This is a genomic window from Phyllobacterium myrsinacearum, from assembly GCF_014138285.1.
Taxonomy (GTDB): domain Bacteria; phylum Pseudomonadota; class Alphaproteobacteria; order Rhizobiales; family Rhizobiaceae; genus Phyllobacterium; species Phyllobacterium myrsinacearum_A.
Genome location: NZ_JACGXN010000008.1, coordinates 184,060 through 203,714 on the forward strand (window position 1 = coordinate 184,060; position 19,655 = coordinate 203,714).

Annotated in this window: 17 protein-coding genes; 12 read left to right on the plus strand and 5 right to left on the minus strand. The window is 58.0% G+C overall.

Annotation, left to right across the window (positions count from 1 at the left end; genetic code table 11):
• Window position 1 precedes the first annotated feature (1 nt).
• Genes eutA through doeB form a run of 5 tightly spaced genes read left to right on the plus strand, consistent with a single transcriptional unit; the run spans window position 2 to window position 4,987 of the window.
• On the plus strand, window positions 2–781 hold the full coding sequence (eutA, locus tag FHW16_RS21205) for an ectoine utilization protein EutA (RefSeq protein WP_182551271.1): 780 nt from the start codon (window positions 2–4) through the stop codon (window positions 779–781).
• A gap of 6 nt (window positions 782–787) precedes the next feature.
• The gene (gene eutB / locus FHW16_RS21210) at window positions 788–1,789 is read left to right on the plus strand and encodes a hydroxyectoine utilization dehydratase EutB (protein WP_182551272.1); all 1,002 of its coding nucleotides are present in this window, start codon (window positions 788–790) and stop codon (window positions 1,787–1,789) included.
• A complete protein-coding gene (eutC, locus tag FHW16_RS21215) occupies window positions 1,777–2,769 on the plus strand; it encodes an ectoine utilization protein EutC (protein ID WP_182551273.1) in 993 nt (330 codons plus the stop codon). The genes eutB and eutC overlap by 13 nt, the downstream gene beginning before the upstream one ends.
• Window positions 2,770–2,792: 23 nt before the next feature.
• Entirely contained in the window at window positions 2,793–3,974 is a 1,182-nt protein-coding gene (gene doeA / locus FHW16_RS21220; protein ID WP_182551274.1) for an ectoine hydrolase DoeA, read from the plus strand.
• Window positions 3,975–3,979: 5 nt separating this feature from the next.
• Window positions 3,980–4,987: a N(2)-acetyl-L-2,4-diaminobutanoate deacetylase DoeB gene (doeB, locus tag FHW16_RS21225; protein ID WP_182551275.1), complete on the plus strand. Its 1,008-nt coding sequence runs from the start codon at window positions 3,980–3,982 to the stop codon at window positions 4,985–4,987.
• On the opposite strand, the gene FHW16_RS21230 is transcribed toward doeB, so the two are convergent.
• Window positions 4,944–5,843 carry a LysR family transcriptional regulator gene (locus FHW16_RS21230; protein WP_182551276.1) on the minus strand — a complete coding sequence of 300 codons (900 nt, stop codon included), beginning with the start codon at window positions 5,841–5,843 and terminating at the stop codon, window positions 4,944–4,946. The genes doeB and FHW16_RS21230 overlap by 44 nt on opposite strands.
• Before the next feature lie 229 nt (window positions 5,844–6,072).
• Between FHW16_RS21230 and FHW16_RS21235 the strand changes: the two genes are divergently transcribed.
• A complete protein-coding gene (locus FHW16_RS21235) occupies window positions 6,073–7,611 on the plus strand; it encodes an MFS transporter (protein WP_182551277.1) in 1,539 nt (512 codons plus the stop codon).
• A 32-nt stretch (window positions 7,612–7,643) separates the two neighbouring features.
• On the opposite strand, the gene FHW16_RS21240 is transcribed toward FHW16_RS21235, so the two are convergent.
• On the minus strand, window positions 7,644–9,248 hold the full coding sequence (locus FHW16_RS21240) for a GMC family oxidoreductase (RefSeq protein WP_182551278.1): 1,605 nt from the start codon (window positions 9,246–9,248) through the stop codon (window positions 7,644–7,646).
• 181 nt (window positions 9,249–9,429) lie between these two features.
• On the opposite strand from FHW16_RS21240, the gene FHW16_RS21245 reads away from it, so the two are divergent.
• From FHW16_RS21245 to FHW16_RS21265, 5 genes are all read left to right on the plus strand, one after another.
• Window positions 9,430–9,999, plus strand: coding sequence for a cytochrome b (locus tag FHW16_RS21245; RefSeq protein ID WP_182551279.1), 570 nt, complete (start codon window positions 9,430–9,432; stop codon window positions 9,997–9,999).
• Between the two features lie 316 nt (window positions 10,000–10,315).
• Entirely contained in the window at window positions 10,316–11,422 is a 1,107-nt protein-coding gene (locus FHW16_RS21250) for an OmpP1/FadL family transporter (RefSeq protein ID WP_246711878.1), read from the plus strand.
• Window positions 11,423–11,524: 102 nt separating this feature from the next.
• On the plus strand, window positions 11,525–12,715 hold the full coding sequence (locus FHW16_RS21255; protein WP_182551281.1) for an MFS transporter: 1,191 nt from the start codon (window positions 11,525–11,527) through the stop codon (window positions 12,713–12,715).
• Between the two features lie 19 nt (window positions 12,716–12,734).
• Window positions 12,735–14,027: a D-arabinono-1,4-lactone oxidase gene (locus FHW16_RS21260; protein ID WP_210278220.1), complete on the plus strand. Its 1,293-nt coding sequence runs from the start codon at window positions 12,735–12,737 to the stop codon at window positions 14,025–14,027.
• Entirely contained in the window at window positions 14,024–15,193 is a 1,170-nt protein-coding gene (locus tag FHW16_RS21265) for an alanine racemase (RefSeq protein ID WP_182551282.1), read from the plus strand. Before FHW16_RS21260 ends, FHW16_RS21265 begins: the two co-directional genes overlap by 4 nt.
• 3 nt (window positions 15,194–15,196) lie before the next feature.
• Here the strand turns inward: FHW16_RS21265 and FHW16_RS21270 are convergent, their stop codons facing one another.
• Window positions 15,197–16,618 (minus strand): coniferyl aldehyde dehydrogenase, encoded by a 1,422-nt coding sequence (locus FHW16_RS21270; RefSeq protein ID WP_182551283.1) that lies wholly within the window; start codon window positions 16,616–16,618, stop codon window positions 15,197–15,199.
• Between the two features lie 239 nt (window positions 16,619–16,857).
• Between FHW16_RS21270 and FHW16_RS21275 the strand changes: the two genes are divergently transcribed.
• Window positions 16,858–17,940: an AraC family transcriptional regulator gene (locus FHW16_RS21275; protein ID WP_182551284.1), complete on the plus strand. Its 1,083-nt coding sequence runs from the start codon at window positions 16,858–16,860 to the stop codon at window positions 17,938–17,940.
• Window positions 17,941–17,970: 30 nt separating this feature from the next.
• On the opposite strand, the gene FHW16_RS21280 is transcribed toward FHW16_RS21275, so the two are convergent.
• Window positions 17,971–18,744, minus strand: coding sequence for a molybdopterin-binding protein (locus FHW16_RS21280; RefSeq protein ID WP_182551285.1), 774 nt, complete (start codon window positions 18,742–18,744; stop codon window positions 17,971–17,973).
• Entirely contained in the window at window positions 18,741–19,601 is an 861-nt protein-coding gene (locus FHW16_RS21285) for a cytochrome b/b6 domain-containing protein (RefSeq protein WP_182551286.1), read from the minus strand. Before FHW16_RS21285 ends, FHW16_RS21280 begins: the two co-directional genes overlap by 4 nt.
• Window positions 19,602–19,655 lie beyond the last annotated feature (54 nt).

Sequence of the window (19,655 nt, forward strand, 5' to 3'; positions counted from 1 at the left end):
CATGGGTATTCCGATCAAGGTCACCCAAACAATGACGCCGCTTGGCTTCGATGACCGCCCCATTGCCAAGCGCGTCGGCCTCGTGATCCTCGCCACGGACCATACGACGGAACCGGACTTTCAGCGCATGGTCGCGAGCGACACAATCGGCCTCTATACGGCGCGCATCCCCTATGCCAATCCGACGACCCCGGAAAATCTGCGTCGCATGCAGCCTGAACTGACGGTGGGCGCGGGATTGATCCTGCCCGGCGAGAATCTCGATGCGATCTGCTATTCCTGTACATCGGCGTCGGTGGTCATCGGTGACGATGCGATCGAATCCGCAATCAAAGCCGCCAAGCCCGGCGTGCCGGTCATTACCCCGCCGCTTGCCGCCGTTCGCGCACTGCATGCCTTCGATGCCAGGCGTATCAGTGTGCTCACGCCCTATACCGTCGAAACGAGCACACCGATGCTGGCTTACTTCCAAGCCAAGGGTTTCGATATCGCCCGTTTCACCTGTTTCGGCCTCGAAGACGACCGGGAAATGGCACGCATTACGCCCGCATCACTCGTGGCTGCAGCCACCGAAGCCATGGCCCCGGACTGCGACGCCCTGTTCATATCCTGCACCGCATTGCGCGCCGCCATTGCCGCCCCGCAGATCGAAGCGGCGATCGGCAAGCCTGTTGTCACGAGTAATCTCGCCACGGCATGGGCAACATTGCACCTGTGCGGCGAAAATCAGCCGCGACCGGAACTTGGTCAATTGATGACCCGGTCCATGGGCGCCTGGTAAATCAGCATGGCCCGGACATTTGTCACCCTGACCGAGATCGAGGCAGCGCGCCCGGTGATTGCGCCGCACATCCTGCACACACCCACGCTTCTGTCGGCAAGCCTGACCGAAAGGGTGGGGGTGCCGGTCTATCTCAAACTTGAACACCGGCAGATCACGGGAGCATTCAAGCTGCGGGGTGCCCTCAATGCCTTGAACAGCTTGTCGTCGGATGAAAGAAAGCGCGGTGTTGTCACCGCATCAACCGGCAATCACGGCCGCGCCCTCGCCTATGCCGCCGGCCTGCAAGGCATTCGCTCGATTATTTGCATGTCGAACCTTGTGCCTGGCAACAAGGTGAATGAGATCCGCAAGCTTGGTGCAGAAATCCGGATTGTCGGCACATCGCAGGATGACGCCCAGGAGGAAGTCGAGAAAATCGTCGCGCAGGATGGTTTCGCCATGGTTTCACCCTTTGACAACCCGGCCATCGTCGCCGGTCAGGGAACAATCGGGCTTGAGATCATTGATGCCCTGCCGGACGTTGAAACCGTTCTCGTCCCGCTTTCCGGCGGCGGGCTCATCGCGGGGATCGCCGCAGCGGTTAAAGCTCTGAAGCCGAAGACAAGGGTCATCGGAATTTCGATGCAGAACGGCGCGGCAATGGCTGCCAGCCTCAAAGCCGGTCATCCCGTCAGCGTTGAGGAACAGCAAAGCCTGGCCGATTCCCTCGGCGGCGGCATCGGCCTCGACAACCGTGTGACCTTCGGCATGGTGCGTAAACTCGTCGATGAGGTCGTGCTGCTCTCCGAAGAAGAAATAGCGGCGGGCATCATCCACGCTTACGCGCAGGAGCGGGAAATCATCGAAGGCGCGGCAGCCGTTGGTATCGGTGCGCTTCTTGCGGGCAAGATCAGGTTGCAGGGACCAGTGGTTGCCCTGCTTTCCGGGCGCAATATCGACATGGGCCAGCATCGCCGCATCGTCGCCGGATACCATGCAACGGAGACCGTGCCATGTCGCGCATGACCATTCTCACTGAAGCCGATCTGCGCCGTATCGTTTCTCTCGATCTTGATGCGGTTGCGTGTGTCGAAGCTGCCTTCGAAGCCCTTGCAACGAAGGCCGTTGCCATGCCGCCGATTCTGCGGCTCGACATCCCGGAACATCGCGGCGAAGTGGATGTCAAAACCGCCTATGTCCCCGGTATCGATGCATTTGCGATCAAGATCAGCCCCGGCTTTTTCAACAACCCCCAGATCGGCCTGCCCAGCGTCAACGGCATGATGGTGCTGTTCTCCAGCAAGACCGGACTGGTCGAAGCCTTGTTGCTCGACAACGGCTATCTGACGGATGTTCGCACAGCGGCAGCCGGAGCCGTGGCTGCGAAATATCTTGCCCGCAAGAACGCAAGCGTGGCGACGATCTTTGGCGCCGGTGTACAGGCAGAACTGCAGCTCAAGGCACTGACACTGGTTCGTCCCATTGACGAGGTTCGTCTGTGGGCGCGTGATCCGCAAAAGGCTGAAGCGACCGCCAAGCGTATGCAGGCCGGGCTTGGCATCCAGATATCCGTTGAAAGCGATCCGTCGAAGGCCGTTGCGGGAAGCGATATTATAGTCACGACAACGCCGTCCGAGGAGCCGCTGCTTCGGGCGGAATGGCTGGAACCGGGTCAACATGTGACCGCGATGGGGTCGGATGCCGAGCACAAGAACGAAATCGATCCGGTTATTATCCGGTTTGCCGATCTGTATGTCGCCGATAGCCTGAAACAGACAAGGCGGCTGGGCGAACTCCATCACGCCATAGCGGCAGGGTTGATTCCCGAAAACCAGGCCTTTCCGGAACTCGGCGCCATCATTGCAGGCACCAGTGCCGGCCGGCGGTCGGACCATGCGATCAGCGTTGCCGATCTGACCGGAACCGGCGTTCAGGACACCGCCATTGCCACGCTTGCCCGTGACCGCGCCAAAAAGGCCGGCGCCGGCACAGCGTTTGAAAGTTGATATTCGAAAGTGAGGAAACCAGAATGACCGAGCCCAATCTGAAGTTCAGCCGCGATGAGTTTGCGCAGAGGCTGGCAAAAACCCGCAAGGCCATGGAGAAAAAGGGCATCGACGTACTGATCTGCAGCGATCCGTCCAACATGGCATGGCTGACGGGGTATGACGGCTGGTCATTTTACGTGCATCAGGCAGTAATCGTTCCACCGGAGGGCGAACCCATCTGGTACGGCCGCGGTCAGGATGCCAATGGTGCCAAGCGCACCGCCTATCTCAGGCACGACAACATTGTCGGCTATCCCGATCATTACGTTCAATCCACCGAACGTCATCCCATGGATTTTCTGTCAAAGCTTCTCGAAGAGCGTGGATGGGGCAAGAAGACCATCGGCGTCGAAATGGACAATTACTGGTTCTCGGCAGCAGCGTTCGCCTCGTTGCAAAAGCATTTGCCCAATGCCCGGTTTGTCGATGGAACAGCGCTCGTCAACTGGCAGCGTGCCATCAAGAGCAAGACAGAGCTCGACTATATGCGCAAGGCCGCACGCATTGTCGAACTCATGCACGAGCGCATCGTCAACAAGGTCGAAGTCGGTATGCGCAAATGCGATCTGGTTGCCGAAATCTACGATGCCGGCATTCGCGGGACCGATACATTCGGTGGCGACTATCCGGCTATCGTGCCGCTGCTTCCATCAGGAGCGGATGCATCTGCTCCCCACCTGACCTGGGATGACCAGCCCATGAAGAGCGGCGAAGGTACGTTTTTTGAAATTGCCGGTTGCTTCAACCGCTACCATGTACCGCTGTCCCGTACGGTTTTCCTGGGCAAACCGACCCAGGCTTTTCTGGATGCGGAAAAGGCAACGCTTGAGGGGATGGAAGCAGGGCTTGCAGCCGCCAAACCCGGCAACACCTGCGAAGACATTGCCAATGCCTTTTTCGGTGTGCTCAGGAAATACGGCATCGTTAAGGACAACCGCACCGGTTACCCCATCGGGATTTCCTATCCACCGGATTGGGGCGAGCGCACCATGAGCCTGCGCCCCGGTGACAAGACAGTACTGGAACCGGGTATGACGTTCCATTTCATGACCGGTCTCTGGCTTGAAACCATGGGTCTCGAGATCACCGAAAGCATCCTGATTACCGACACCGGCGTCGAATGTCTTGCCAACGTGCCCCGGCAACTTTTTGTGAAGAATTGATACCCATGACGTCAGCAAATCTTCCAGCGCCATCCCCGATCACGCCGACCGTCGATTTTGACCGGAATGGTGTGCAGCACGGTTTCCTGCGCCTGCCCTACAGCAGGGATGATTCCGCATGGGGGTCGGTCATGATCCCCATTGCGGTCATCCGCAACGGCAATGGCCCGACAGCGCTTTTGACCGGCGGAAACCATGGCGACGAGTATGAGGGTCCAATCGCCCTTTCGGATCTGGCACGAACGCTCGACCCTAAAGATGTCAACGGCACCGTGATCATTATTCCCGCCATGAACTATCCAGCCTTTCGGGCCGGAACACGCACCTCACCCATTGACAAGGGCAACATGAATCGCAGTTTCCCTGGTAGGCCCGACGGGACAGTCACGCAGAAAATCGCCGACTATTTCACGCGAGAGTTGTTGCCCCGCGCCGACGTGGTTCTGGATTTTCATTCGGGCGGCAAGACACTCGATTTCCTGCCGTTTGCCGCTGCCCACATCCTGCCTGACAAGGCCCAGGAGGCGCGTGGTTTCGATGCAGTCAAGGCGTTTTCAGCGCCCTGGTCCATGCGGATGCTGGAGATCGATGCGGTGGGCATGTACGACACCACGGTTGAAGAACTGGGCAAGACCTTCGTTACAACCGAACTTGGCGGCGGTGGCACCGCCAGTGCCGAAACAATCCGCATTGCCAAGCGCGGAGTCAGCAATTTTCTCCGGCATACGGGCATTTTGAGCGGCGATGCCGAACTGCATGAAACGCGCTGGATCGACATGCCCTCGGCAGATTGTTTCTCGTTTGCCGAAGATGCAGGCATGATCGAAACGATGGCCGATCTGGGTGATCGGGTCATTGCGGGTCAGGTTATCGCCCGTATCTATCCCATCGGGCGAACCGGTGCAGCGCCGGCGGAGATCAAGGCCCGACTTTCGGGTATCCTTGCTGCCCGGCATTTTCCCGGCCTGGTCAGTGCCGGGGATTGCGCCGCGGTTGTGGCCGTTCTGGAGTAGCCGCTGCAGCCTGTTCCGGCATGTCCAGAACCAGCTGCCCGAATTCACGGGTGGCTGGTGTCTGGCCCTCGTCACTCCAAACGAGGGTGAAAACCGCTGTGGGCAATGAGGGCAAGCCATATTGACCATCCATGATCTTCATTCCCGGCTCCACATCGTCTCTCGTCATGACGGTCATCGCGAGTCCTGAAAGCACGGCCGCGGAAATCCCCTTCATGCTGGCCGATGTGAAAACCACATGCCAGTCGATCGAGGTGCGATCCAGCGCCTCGACGCCGACCTTTCGGTTGAGACACGGTGCCGGGATGAATGCAAAAGGCAGGGATACGTCAGGCTTGACCTCGAAGGTATCGGCCGCCACCCAGACAAACTGGGTTTCCTTCAGCACCTTGCCATTCGCAGCCTCCGGTAAGGTCAGCACCACGGCAAGATCGAGATCGCAGGCATTGACCATCATGCCGAGATCAAGGCTCATGCTGACATTTACGTCCAGCTGAACGGCAGGATAGGCGCGGGCAAACTGGCACAGAAGTGTCGGCAGCCGGTCACCGATGAAATTTTCAGGAACGCCGAAGCGGACGACACCCGACACCGGTGAGGATTGGAAGCGGCGGTTCAACGCATCGAGCGAATACAGGATCTGCTCCGCATGGCGCAGGAAATCGCTGCCGTCCTGCGTCAGCGTCACGCTCCGGGTTGTCCTGTAGAGCAGTGAACGCCCCACCTGCTCCTCCAACCGCCGAATCTGGTGACTGACAGCTGATTGCGTCAGATTGAGCCGCCGCGCTGCACGGGTAAAGCTTCCGGCTTCTTTGACGGCTACGAAGGCACGCAGGAGTGTGGGATCGAAATCCATGTCAGTAGATTAATGACAATTGCTAATTTATTCTAGTAAATTAAATCATTTCTATCATGATAACGACTGACTTAAAGTGAGTCTCATTACTTGCTTCGTCGAGCGTCCGAACGGTCCCCACCCGCTCGGGCACATTCTCGTCCTGACCTGGTCCAAAGCTCTCCGGCAACAGACATGTTCCGGGGAGGCTGGATCCTGTTGCCAAGTCCAACTTAGGAAAGAACATTTCATGAGTCTCTCCCACTCCGGCAGGAACATGGTGGCTCTGGCCGCCATTTGCCTGTCATCCCTGATGTTTGGCCTCGAAATTTCGAGCGTACCCGTCATTCTGCCCACACTTGAAAAGGTACTGCATGGCACGCTCAAAGACATGCAATGGATCATGAACGCCTATACCATTGCCTGCACGACAGTGCTTATGGCTGTCGGAACGCTGGCCGATCGCTACGGGCGCAAGCGCATCTTCATTATCAGCCTTGTGCTGTTTGCCATCACGTCCTTCATCTGCGGACTGGCACAGGATGCAGCAATTCTTATCATCAGCCGGTTTCTCCAGGGTGCTGCGGCCGGTGCAATGCTGATCTGCCAGATCGCCATTCTTTCCCACCAGTTCCAGGCCGGGCGCGAGCGCAGCAAGGCTTTTGGGATATGGGGTATTGTTTTCGGCATCGGCCTTGGATTCGGACCGATCATCGGCGGCATCATCGTCGCCCTCACGAGCTGGGAATGGGTCTTTCTGGTGCACGTACCGCTCACCATCCTGACCCTCATTCTCGTGTTCAGCAGCGTTGAGGAATCCAGTGACCCTGAAGCCAGGAAATTGGATGTTCTCGGGATTGCAACCCTGTCGCTGGCGGTCTTCGGCCTGACCTACTTTATCACGCAGGGGCCTGATCTTGGCTTCACCAGTACGGCAGGCCTCGCCATCATTGGAGCTTCTGTCGTAAGCTTCATCATGTTTCTGTTGGCGGAGAAGTTCAGCCCGCACCCCATGTTCGATTTCTCCGTCTTCCGGATCCGCAACTTTTCCGGAGCCATCTTCGGCTCTATCGGCATGAATTTCAGTTTTTGGCCGCTGATGATCTATCTGCCGATCTATTTCCAGAGTGGTCTCGGTTACGACATCGTCACGGCGGGCCTCGCCCTGCTGGCCTATACGCTCCCCACACTGGCTATTCCGCCCTTGGCGGAGCGGTTGTCGCTGCGGTATCGCCCGGGCATCATCATTCCGCTGGGTCTGTTCGCCATCGGCCTTGGCTTCATGCTGATGTGGTTTGGCAGCGGTGCTGAACATGCGAGTTGGCTCACCATGCTTCCCGGCAGCCTGTTGGCCGGAATGGGGCTTGGCTTGACCAATACACCCGTCACCAACACGACCACAGGTTCGGTTTCCAGTGCGCGTGCCGGTATGGCGTCCGGTATCGACATGAGCGCACGGCTGATCACTCTGGCAATCAACATAGCCCTGATGGGCTTTATCCTGCTGGAGGGCACCCTGTCCTATCTGAAGAGCGCGTTTGCCGGATCATTCGATCCATCCCGTCTGCGTCCGCTGGCTGAAAAAATTGCTGCGGGGAATTTTGCAAGCCTTCCGCAAAGTTTTCCGGAGCTGGCAATGCTGGACGCGTCGGGAAAGATTGTCCATGCGGCGTTGATCAATGGCTTTGGTCTCATCATGCTTTACGGCGGCATCGGCGTTTGGGTTCTGGCGCTGGTCAGCTTCATCATCTTTGGCCCCGGCAAACGCCTGAGCGAGGCCACCGCCTAGGCCATGAAGGGTGAGCGGGAAGACAGACTCTCTCACCCCAATCCTTTGGCCAGAATGAGATCAGCGGCCTTTTCGCCAATCATCGCCGATGGAGCCTGCGTGTTGCCGCTGATAAGATTCGGCATGATCGATGCATCCGCCACACGCAGACCCTCGACCCCGCGCACCCTGAGTTCAGGATCCACCACCGAGCGGCTGTCCGCTCCCATGCGGCATGTTCCAACGGGATGATAGATCGTATCCGAATGCTGCCGGATCAGCGCGACCAGCCCCTCTTCGTCTTCATCACCGGTGCCATAAAGCGCCCGGCCATTCATGGCAGCAAGCGCGGGTGCGGCCAGTATCTTTTGTGTCAGTTGCGCACCACGCACCAGCGTGCGCAGATCATCCGGATGCGAGAGAAAATTCGGATCGATCAGCGGTGCGTCTGCAATATCCCGGCTGGCAAGGCGTACACTGCCCCGGCTTTTCGGCCGGAGAATGCAGACATGCAATGCCATTCCTGTGCCAAGATGCAGCTTACGATTATGGTCATCGACAAATCCAATACAGAAATGCAGCTGCAGATCCGGCCGCTCGATCTCCGGTGAACTGCGGATGAAACCCCCGGCTTCGGCAGCATTGGTGGTCAACATCCCTTTCCCCCTGGAAAGGTATGCCGGGAAAGAGCTGGCGCCGCGCAGGAGAACCGGAAGGGTCATACCGAACAGACCTGGAGCCTTCGACCACATATTATGGATGTAATCGAGATGATCCTGAAGATTGGCACCCACATCGGGCGCGTGCGAGATGACATTGATACCATGCTGACGCAACTGATCCTCGGGGCCAATGCCTGACACCATGAGCAATTGCGGTGAACCGAATGCCCCGCCGGAAATAATGATCTCACGTTTGGCATACATCATCTCTTCACGGTTCGGCGGACCGAAAGCCACACCGATTGCACGGCGTCCATCGAACACGATGCGGCGGACCTGCTGACCAGCCAATACCTGCAGATTGGTCATGGCGGGCCTTGCATCGAGATAGGCCCGTCCGGCGTTGTATCGTGCACCATCCTTCTGGAACACCTGATATGGGCCGACGCCCTCCTGGCTTTCACCGTTGAAATCCGCGTTGTAGGGGTAGCCTGCCTGCACAGCTGCTTCAACGAATGCGGCAGTTGCCGGACTGTCGTTGGACAATTCGCTGACACGCAGCGGACCGCCTGCACCGTGCCATGCATCTTTGCCGCGAACATTGTCCTCCGAGCGTTTGAAGTAGGGCAGAACGTCCTGCCAGCTCCACCCCTTGCAGCCAAGCTCCGCCCAGCCGTCATAATCTTCCGGCTGTCCCCGAATATAGATCATCGCGTTGATGAGGCTGCTTCCGCCAACGCCGCGTCCGCGCGGCTGATATCCGCGTCGCCCGTTCAGGGCCGCTTGCGGAGTGGTCTGGTATCCATAGTTGAACCGGCTCTTCAGTGGCACCAATGCCGCAAGTCCAAGCGGTATGTTGGAAAGGTGCGGCGCCTGCCTTGGTCCCGTCTCGAACAGGGCCACGCTGCCGCTTCCGGGTGCCCGGGCGAGCCGCGACGCCACCGCACAGCCAGCAGGTCCGGCGCCCACGACGATATAATCGACAGTCCCCACCATGGCGCTCCTCCCAAAGCTGCATTCAGTGCCTTTGCTGCATCAAGTCATTTCCCCGGCCGAAACACAACAAGCGGCCAAGGGGATGACGACAATGCCCGCCGTAATATTTTCTTTATTCACCCGAATAATACAGTGACTTCGGCTGTTCATGCGGCTGTACCGATAATGGAGTTTCCGCGCGATGGCCAATCCCGATACAAGCATCACTCCAGCAGCACGTTTGCACTATGATCATGCAACGATCGCATTCCACTGGTTAACCGCACTTCTGGTGATTGCCCTCTTCGGCAGCGCGGAAATCTGGAAACAGCTGGAACGAGGCACATGGCTGCGCAAGGATCTGCAATCGGTCCATATTTCCCTTGGTATATTGCTGGCGGTCACCATCATTCTGCGCGTCATCTGGAGAACCGTCCGTAGAGGGGATCTTCCTCCGGCAACCACCGGGCTGCAGGAAATCGCCGCAAGGCTCGTCCATGTGGCACTCTATGTCCTGCTCTGCCTGCAGGTCATACTGGGATTCCTGTTCCGCTGGGCACAGGGCGAGCCATTCGAGTTTTTTGGGCTGTTTCCGATTCCGCACCTCTTCACCGTTGATCCGGCTTTGCGTTCCACCTTCGGCGAACTGCACAATCTGGTTGGCTGGACAATCATTGTGGTGGCGGCGCTACACGCCATTGCAGCGCTCATTCATCATTATGTCCTGAATGACCATGTTCTTGTCCGCATGCGCCCCGCGAAAAGGCGTTAGGGCCGGATTCAACGCACTTTTTTGAAGTGATCAACAGTTTTGGCCGGAATTAACCTTCCCCTGACCGCAGCAAACCTTTGAAGCCGGCATACAATTCGGCACTCTAGGCTGACCATGATTGTTTGATGGCGCTGACGCGTGATCACAACAACCCGCTTGGCAGACCGTGAGGGCGTGTCCTGCACCAGAGGTTGATGATTGCGTGACCAAAACCGTATGCCTCGTCCGCACCCGTGCGGCACGGCGGAGACACTACGGTATCCGGCAGCGTCCTCAGGATCATACATGCAGCTATGATGGGGAGCGTATGCATCAGATGAATCTCAAGACTTTGCTTTTGACCGCACTGGTCGCCGGCGCCGCGACATCCGCACAGGCCGGCGGGTTCGCCCGCGGCAGCGCCGACACGGAAATCCTTTATGAAGACGGCAACTTCAACATGCGGTCCGGCGTGACATTCGTGCGCCCCAGCCAGAAATATTCAAAGAACGGCAATCCGGATCTGGTCGGCAAGGACCCTTATGAAACCTACGTCATTCCATCCTTTGCCGTGAAGCTGAAACTGACCGACAGCGTCAGTTGCGCCGGCACCTACACCCAGCCCTATGGCGGCAGCAAAAAGTACGATGCGCCGACCTATGACGGCAAACTGATGGAAAAATTCCACATCGATGAATTCGGCGCGACCTGCGCTGTGAAATTCTCGGCGGGCAAGGGCAACTTCTATCTTATTGGCGGCATGTTTCTCGAGCAGCTCGACTATGAGCGAGAGGATTTCGGCGGTATCAATCTCAATCTTGGCGGGCAGGATACCGGCTATCGGCTGGGCGTCGCCTACGATATTCCCGACATTGCCTTCCGCGCCCAGCTGAAATACCGCTCGGCAACGTCCTATGGCGCTGATGGTACCCTGTCTGTGCCGGGCGAACTCGTTGGTGTTCCCCTACCCAAGGTTGATTTTGCAGCCAAGGGTTACGGCAATCTGCCCCAGAACATCGAACTGGCATTGCAAAGCGGCATTGCCCCCGGCTGGCTGGCCTTCGGTGCGGTACAGTGGACCGACTGGAGCGTCACGAAATCGCTGATCGTCACTTCGGACGCTGGTGGCACGGTCGACCAGTATAATTGGCGCGACGGTTGGACCATTACCGGCGGGATCGCCCACGAATTTACCAAAGATATCGCAGGCAGCGTGAGCTTGAGTTGGGATCAGGGTGTCGCCACTGGCTGGGACACCACGGGAGAAACGTGGACGCTCGCAGTTGGCGCCTCATGGAAAGACAAGATCGGCGGTGAACTGCGGGGCGGCCTCGGCGTGAGCTACATGGCTGCAGTCGAAGAAACCAAATATGGCCCAAACAACGCGGCATTTGACGCCGGTTGGGCCATTGCGGGGAACCTTGGCTACGCGGTTAAGTGGTAAGCTGTTTCCATAGACCCAGCCAAGACGCGGTTCTTTTGCAAACAGTATCCGGATACCCGATCGGCCGCGATCATCCATCTCACTATGAAGGGAAGCCATAACATGGCACCTGCCCAGTCCTCGTCGTCCCAACATTCTGACTGGCTTGTCGGAAACCCCACCCGTGTGCAGCAATGGGCCGCCTTGTGGATCGGATCGGCAGGATTGCAGATCCTCGGACTGCAGCCCATTCTCCTCGGTGCTCTCTATTCCGAAAAACGCGTCAATTTCGACGAACTCGCCATGATCGCCACGGCTGAATTCATTACAATCGCGCTGGGTTCGGTCATAGCCGGAATGCTGCTTTCAACGCGGCACCTGCGCACAAAATCGGCTGTGCTTCTGGCTGCACTGGCGGTGCTTAATTATGCTGTTTCCTATGCCACGACACCGAACGAGCTCCTGATCCTTCGCTCTGTTGCCGGCCTTCTCGAAGGCGGCACCGTGGCCATCTCGATCGAACTGATTGCCCGTTCTCACCATGCCGAGCGTCTGGGCGGCTTCTTCATCTTGTTGCAGACCCTGGCGCAATGTCTCCTTGCCGCACTGCTTGCGCTTTGGGTGGTACCGGCAATGGGTTCCAGTGGTGGTTTTCATGTGCTCGCCGCCGTCTTTGCTCTGTCTTTGATCGTTGCCTATTTTGTTCCATCCGAATATGGGGACCTGCCCAAACAGCCCAGCAATATGGATGGCGTCCTGACCGTGCGCGCCATATTGGCACTGCTCGCGCTCTTTACTTTTTGGCTGTTCATCGGCGCTCTATGGGCCTTCCTCGAGCCATTGGGTGCACGTTACGGCATCGAAGCTCGATCCGTAGGATTGCTGGTATCCACTGGACTGGCATTCCAGGTCCTAGGTGTGCTTTGCGCAACCTGGATCGATCGGCGTCTCGATTACCGGCTGGCAATTGTTGCCTGCTCTCTCGTTGCCATGAGTGCGGCGGCTATCCTTGCTGCCAACCCGTCCCTGCAGATGTTCTGGATTGCTGTTCTGGCAATCACGTTCGTGTGGATGTTCATTGCCCCCTATCATATCGGTTTGGCCGTTGCAGCGGACTCCTCACGCAGCTCGGCTCTTCTTGTTCCCGCTGCCCAGATTCTGGGCGCAGCCATGGGACCGATCGCGGCGTCACTGTTCATAACAAACGATGACGTCGGCATTGTGCCTGTGTTCGGTATGGGTGCGCTGCTGTGCAGCCTCGCCCTGTTCGGCACATTTCTTCTGTTCTCGCGCCGCCGCGCCATCACCGTTTGATTGAAGGGGCTCACAGTTCATGAACATCGCAATTGGCAATGACTGGCAAAACTGGTCGGGTTCCGTCACCGCGCAACCGCAATTGATATCGCATCCCAAGCACCTGGATCAGTTGAGCACCACCATCAAATCAGCACCCGGGCCGATCCGCATCGCGGGCACGGGTCATTCCTTCACACCATTGGTGAAAAGTCAGGGAACCATACTCTCGCTTGATTACTTCAGCGGGATCGTTTCGCATGACAGTGACAAGCTGCAGGCCCGCATAGGTGCCGGCACCAAGATCGGCGCGCTCACCAGACTGCTGTATGATATTAACCAAGCATTGCCCAACATGGGTGACATCGACAAGCAGGCGTTCGGCGGCGGGCTCGGGACAGCCACCCATGGCTCCGGCGTTACGCTTGGTGCCTATCATACCCAGTTGACCGCGATGCAGATTGTCGACGGGCAAGGCAAGATCCGCGAGTTTGACCGTGCCACGGATTCCGATGCGATGGATGCGATGGGGGCATCCCTTGGCGCGTTCGGCGCCATCACGGAAGTGACGATCCAGAATATGGCAAACTATCGCCTGCGCCGCCGCCGCTGGGCCGAGCCGGTCAAGGACGTGCTGGACCAGTTCGACAAACGCATGGCCGCCCACCGTTCGGCAGAATTCTACTATATCCCGTTTTCCGGGCAGGCGCTGTTTCTGGCCAGCGATATAACCGAAGCACCCGCAGGTACCCGGCCGCCAACGGAAGACGATGACGCACTCGGCACATTGAGAAAATTGCGCACCTGTCTCCAGCGCTTCCCGTGGCTGCGCCGCAAGCTGATCGGCAGCGCCATCGCCCGCCTGCCCAAGGAGGATTATGTGGGCGAATGGCTCAATGTCTACGCCTCCGAGCGCAATGTGAAATTCAACGAGATGGAATATCACCTGCCGTTCGAAGAAGGTGCGGCGGTGCTGCACCAGATCATCCGTTTGCTGGAGGAGAAATTCCCGCACGTCTATTTCCCTATCGAGGTGCGTGTCGTTGCGCCCGATAACATCTGGCTCAGCCCGTTCTACAAGCGTGCCAGCTGTTCGATCGCCATCCACCACGATGCGCGCGAGGATCCCCAGCCCTATTTCAAGGCAGCGGAAACCATCTTCCGCGCCCATGGCGGCCGCCCGCATTGGGGCAAGATGCACAACCTCAAGGCGAAGGAACTAAGCGCCCTTTACCCGCGCTGGGCTGACGCCATGGCGGTCCGCCGGGACATGGATCCCGGCAACCGTTTTGTTTCGCCCTATCTGGCCGATCTTCTGGGAATTGATCTGTGAGCGTTCCTTATTTCACCGCGATCTCGAAAGCGCTTCAGCAGGCGGATATCCATCAGCCGAGCCTTGTGCTCGATCTGGATCGGCTGGATCAGAATATCGCAGCGATCAAGCGTGGTCTGGCGCCGAACCTGACCCTGCGGCTTGTCGACAAATCCTTGCCCTGCCTGTCATTGCTGGCCCATATCGGCAAAACGTTCCCTGACCGCCGGTTCATGACATTCCATCTGCCTGTGACGGCAGCGGTTCTCGACGGGTTTCCGGATGCCACCGCGATTCTTGGCAAGCCGATGCCCGTCGCCGGCGCGCGCCATGCCCTGAAAAAAGGCGGAATTCTTGATGGTGTGAAAGACGCAACCCAGCGGATTTCATGGTTGGTCGACACGGATGAGCGGCTGGCCGCCTACGGTGCCCTCGCCGATGAGCTTGGCACCGACCTGCGTTTCTGCTTCGAGGTGGATGTCGGCCTGCACCGTGGGGGATATCGCGACGGTGCTGCACTGACCCAGGCACTGCAATTGCTTAAAAGCCATCCCCGGCTGCACTGTCAGGGCCTCATGGCTTACGAGGCCCATATCAATCATATTCCCGGTCTCTTTGGCGGTCCAAAGAAAGCATTGGCCAAGACGAAGGCACTGTTTGAACAATTCGCCGCCTGCCTTGGTCCGGATCAGCGCTCGATCCTCAATCTCGGCGGCAGTTCAACCGCCCTGCTCTATGATTCTGCAATAGCCGCCAACGATGTTTCCATGGGCTCCGCCTTCGTTCTGCCGACTGACTTCGATGTACCCAGCCTTAACAAACTGGCACCCGCCATTTTCATCGCGGCACCGGTCTTGAAGGTGGTCGACCCATTGGTGCCGGGGCTTGATGACAGGACGTGGATCATGCAGAAGCTCGGCCTGTTTCCCAAGCGTGGCTGCTTTCTCTACGGCGGCAAGTGGATGGCAAAGCCCGTCTATCCTTTCGGCATGAAGCCCGACAAAACCATGGGGTTTTCAACCAATCAGCAATTCATGCGCCTGCCTGCCAGCGCCACGATCAAACCGGATGATTTTGCCTTCCTGCGGCCGACACAAAGCGAGTTCGTGCTGCAGCAGTTCAGTACAATCGCGGTCTATGCCAAAGGCAGGATCATCGACCGCTGGCAGACACTGCCATTTTCTTGATTTTCAGCGTGCGAAAAGCTTGACCACCGTGTTCGCCAATCCCTTGTAAGGCGGTTTTACCCGATCGGTCAGCGGCATTTTCGCCTGATGCAGTACAGGCATGATCTTGCTGAACGTCAGAAAGCCCTCGTGACCGTGGTAATGGCCCATGCCGCTGGCGCCAACGCCGCCGAACGGCAGGTCATTGCAGACATTGTGGAACAAGGTCTCATTTATACAGACCCCGCCAGCCACGATATTCGACAGCATTTTTTCCGTTTCCGCCTTGTCATTGCTGAAGCAGTAGAACGCCAGCGGCCGGTCATGTCCGTTGATATAGCCAATGGCTTCATCGGCGTCGCGATAGGTCTTGATCGGCAGGATCGGCCCGAAGATTTCCTCCTGCATGATCTTGCTGTCGTCGCCCGGATCCAGCACCAGCGTCGGCGGCAGAAGGCGCTCGGCTTCCGCCCGCGCTGCATCTTTCGGCTCGACCAGCGTCACCACATCAAGCCCGCGCTGCCGCGCGTCATCAAGCAGGCCCCGCAGGCGGCGATACTGCCCCTCATTGACGATATGGGTATAGTCAGGATTGGCATCGAGCTGCGCGTAGCGGGATTTGACCTCCGCGCGCACGGCCTCGACAAATTCATCGCGCCGCGCCAAGGGAATCAGCGCATAATCCGGTGCGATGCAGGTCTGGCCCGCATTGTAGAGCTTGCCGGTAACGATGCGCGTCACAGCCTTGGCAAAGGGCGCTTCCTCACCAATGAATACGGGCGATTTCCCCCCAAGTTCCAAGGTCACGGGTGTGAGGTTCGGTGCCGCTGACGCCATGACCTTGCGGCCGACAGCCGTGGAGCCGGTGAACAGCAGATGATCAAAGGGCAGGCCGGCAAACGCACCGCCCACATCAGCCCCGCCGAGCGCCACGGCAACCCGGTCGTCCGGAAAGACATCGGCAAGCAACTCCCGCAGGAATTCACTGGTGCGCGGTGTATGTTCGGAAGGCTTCAGGAAAACGTGGTTGCCCGCAGCGATAGCTGTGGCAAGCGGCGTCAAAGCCAGATTGACCGGATAGTTCCAGGGAGCAATGACACCCACCACGCCAAGCGGAACGTACCGTACTTCCGCTTTGGCAGGCCACATGCGCCAGCCGGCGGAACGGCGCTGCGGCGTCATCCAGGATTTGAGATGCGAGAGCATGTGGTCAATCTCGCCAAAGACAGTCATGCCTTCGCCAAGCATGCTTTCGTGACGCGATCGATGGCCGAAATCGGCACTGATCGCCTTGACCATGGGTTCCAGCCGGTCCTTCAGCGCCGCACGCAGGCGCTTGAGATCGTCCTGGCGCTGGGCGTAATCAGGGCGATGCGCCAGCCACGAGGCCCGCAGACGGCTGAGGATGGGCACCAATGCATCAGCAGGTGTGGCATTCATGTCCATGGTGTTTTCCTCCGGTCTTCTCCGCCTTGTGTTCTATCACGGATGTCATGTTTCCCGTCAGCACTTTCAACGAAACCGCCTGCGCGTGATCAAAGCGATCATTGCCGGAGACATTCCCAGGCTTCAAGGTTCGCGACGGTCAATGGCCGGTGAATAACGGCCAGCCAGCAAAACAATACGTTTCCGTGGGGATATCTCCGTGCTAATTTTCCCCAATAAATCCGGGGAGGAATCGGGATTTGATCCACAGCGCCAGCGATAGGATCCACGCAGCGTCAGAATTGCTGGCGCTGGTTGACCTTTTGACCGGTGATGGCATTCCCGCAGCGCTTGTATTGCAACGAACGGGTCTGGATGAAAAGGAGCTTTCATCCCCCGATACGCTGATCTCCATCAACCAGATGCTGACGGCCATCCGCAACGCGTTCACCCTGTCGGACGACCCCCATGTCGGGTTGCGGCTCGGCCTGAGCATGCAGATTACCATGTACGGGATTTACGGCTTTGCGCTCCTGAGCAGCGCCACATGCCGGAGCGCCTGCCATTTTGCCGAAAAATACCACGCCCTCACGGTACCAATGGGCAAGCAGACGTTCCGGGAAACGAGCAGACACGGCATATGGTCAACCGAGCCTGATGTGAACAGAACGACCGATCCCAAGCTCTATCTCTTCAAGGTCGAACATGTCCTGGGAACCATAATCTCCTTTGCCAAGGATATTGCCGATCCCGATTTCAGTCCTGCAGCCATCCGGTTAAGCTGCCCCAAACCCGTGGACCCTACTGTCTATGAGCGGGTTTTCAACTGCTCGATCCAGTACGATCAGCCCGTCAATGAACTGCTTGTCGATGTGGCGTGGCTGGAAAAAACGCCGAGGCGGGCCCATGAGATGACGTTTTCCATGGTCCGCCAGTTATGTGACGAAATGGTCGATCGCATGGCGTCATCGGCGGGCGTGGCGGGCCGCCTGCGCCAACTCTTCGTGCAAAGTGCCGGGCGCTTCCCGGCTATCGATCTCGCCTGCGAGCAGCTGGGTATCAGCGCGCGAACCCTCCGGCGCAAGCTGACCAGCGAAGGCACCTCCTACCAATCCCTGCTCGACGAAACCCGGCTGGGGCTTGCCAAGAAATATCTGCGCGAAACCGAACTGACGATGGACGAAATTGCCAGTCGTCTCGACTACAGTGACGCTTCGAACTTCCGTCACGCCTTCCGCCGATGGACCGATATGACGCCTATGGAATACAGGACTGGTCCGTCAAAAGGAGTGGAACCCGCATTACCTCTGAGTGTTCTTCGCATCACCAGCGACAGTTATTGATCCGCGTCTGACTGCAGTCAAACGCCATGCTCAGATTCCTGCATACCATTCATAGCCGCGGTCTTCCCAGAAACCGCCCTTTCCGCCCCACACGCCCTTGAAGCTGTCCACCAGCTCAATGCGCATGAGATATTTGGCATGCTTGTAACCCAGCTGCCGCTCAACCCGCAGACGTAGGGGCGCGCCGTGGGCAACCTCAAGGTCTTTGCCGTTCATGCTGTAGGACAGGATGGTTTGCGGGTGATAGGCATCGACAAGATCGATGCTCTCGTAATACTGACCGCTGCCATCCAGTGATTTCTCGTACTCGTCGGCACAGTAAAACACGGCATAGCGCGCGCCGGGGGCAAGGCCCGCCTTCTGCAATACAAGGCCGAGGGGAACGCCGGTCCATTTGCCGATCGCGCTCCATCCCTCGACACAATCATGCCGAGTAATCTGGGTGCGCGATGGCATCGCCTTCAGATCGGCCAGCGACAGGCTGAGAGGGGTGCGGACCATGCCGTTGACCACAAGCCGCCAGTCGGCAAAGCTGCCCTCCATCAACCTGGCATAGTCTTCACTGTCAGGCATCTGCGTGCCGTTGGCCTTGAATGTGGGCGACAGGTCCGCCTCGGTGAATTCGCGAGCCAATGGTTCGTGTGCCTGCAGGAGACGCTGGGAGCCCATGGTCAAGGCTTCGGCCTTTTGCAGGATATCGTTGACGCTGGCATTTTCCACCAGCGCATCGCACCCGGTCAAAAGCCCTGTCGCAGCAACACTGGAGCCGATGAGAAAACGGCGGCGTGTGAGTTCGAATTTCATTTGGCTGCTTCCTTGTCGGTATCGACAGTCAGGCCGTAATAACCTGTTATCATCGACCGCAGATTGTTCCAGACGCCTGAGACCAGCACCATCACCAGATGCACGACGACAAAGGCGACAAGCAGCGATGCAGTGATGAAGTGAATGGTGCGCGCGGACTGGCGCCCGCCAAAAACATCGAGCAGCCACGGGAAGATGGAATTGAAACCCGGCGACATGGTGAGACCGGTCAGAACCATCAGCGGCAGAAGGATGAAGATGACAGCCATGTAGGTGAGCTTCTGCAGGCTGTTGTAGCGCCGCGCCTCTTCGCCCTTGGGAAAGCGCAGGCGGGCATGTTCGCCAATTTCATGCGCCAGATGCTGCGGCGTCAACTGATCCTTGGTCGGCACGATATCCCGGCGGAAATGTCCGGCAATCAGCCCATAGAGCAGATAAACGAACCCGTTGATGACAAAGAACCAGGCAAAAAAGAAATGCCAGCGCCGCCCCGATGCCAGATCCTGGTAGCTTGGAATCGTGGTCCAGCTTGGAAAGGCGCGCGGCGTCAGTTCACCATCGACCGTCGACGCGCCGAGAACGCCTGTCGTCGGGATCGAGATCGAGCCCACACGCGTAATGCCTTTGATCGTATCGCCATCGCTGACAGCACCGATCGAGATGAAGGAGTGATCCGCGTCGGCGCCATACTGCCCCCAGTAAAGATCGGGATGCGCATTGAAAATCTGCAAGCCGCTCATCAGGAGAAAACTGAGGCACAGGACATTGAGCCAATGGGTCAGACGCACGGCAAACGAATGGCGATAGAACAGAATTTTCTTTGGCCGTGCCGGTTCATGATCAGTCACGCTTGTCATGATTGTTTCCTTGGCTATCGAGGCAATGATCCGGTGCCGCTCCATCAGTGAGAC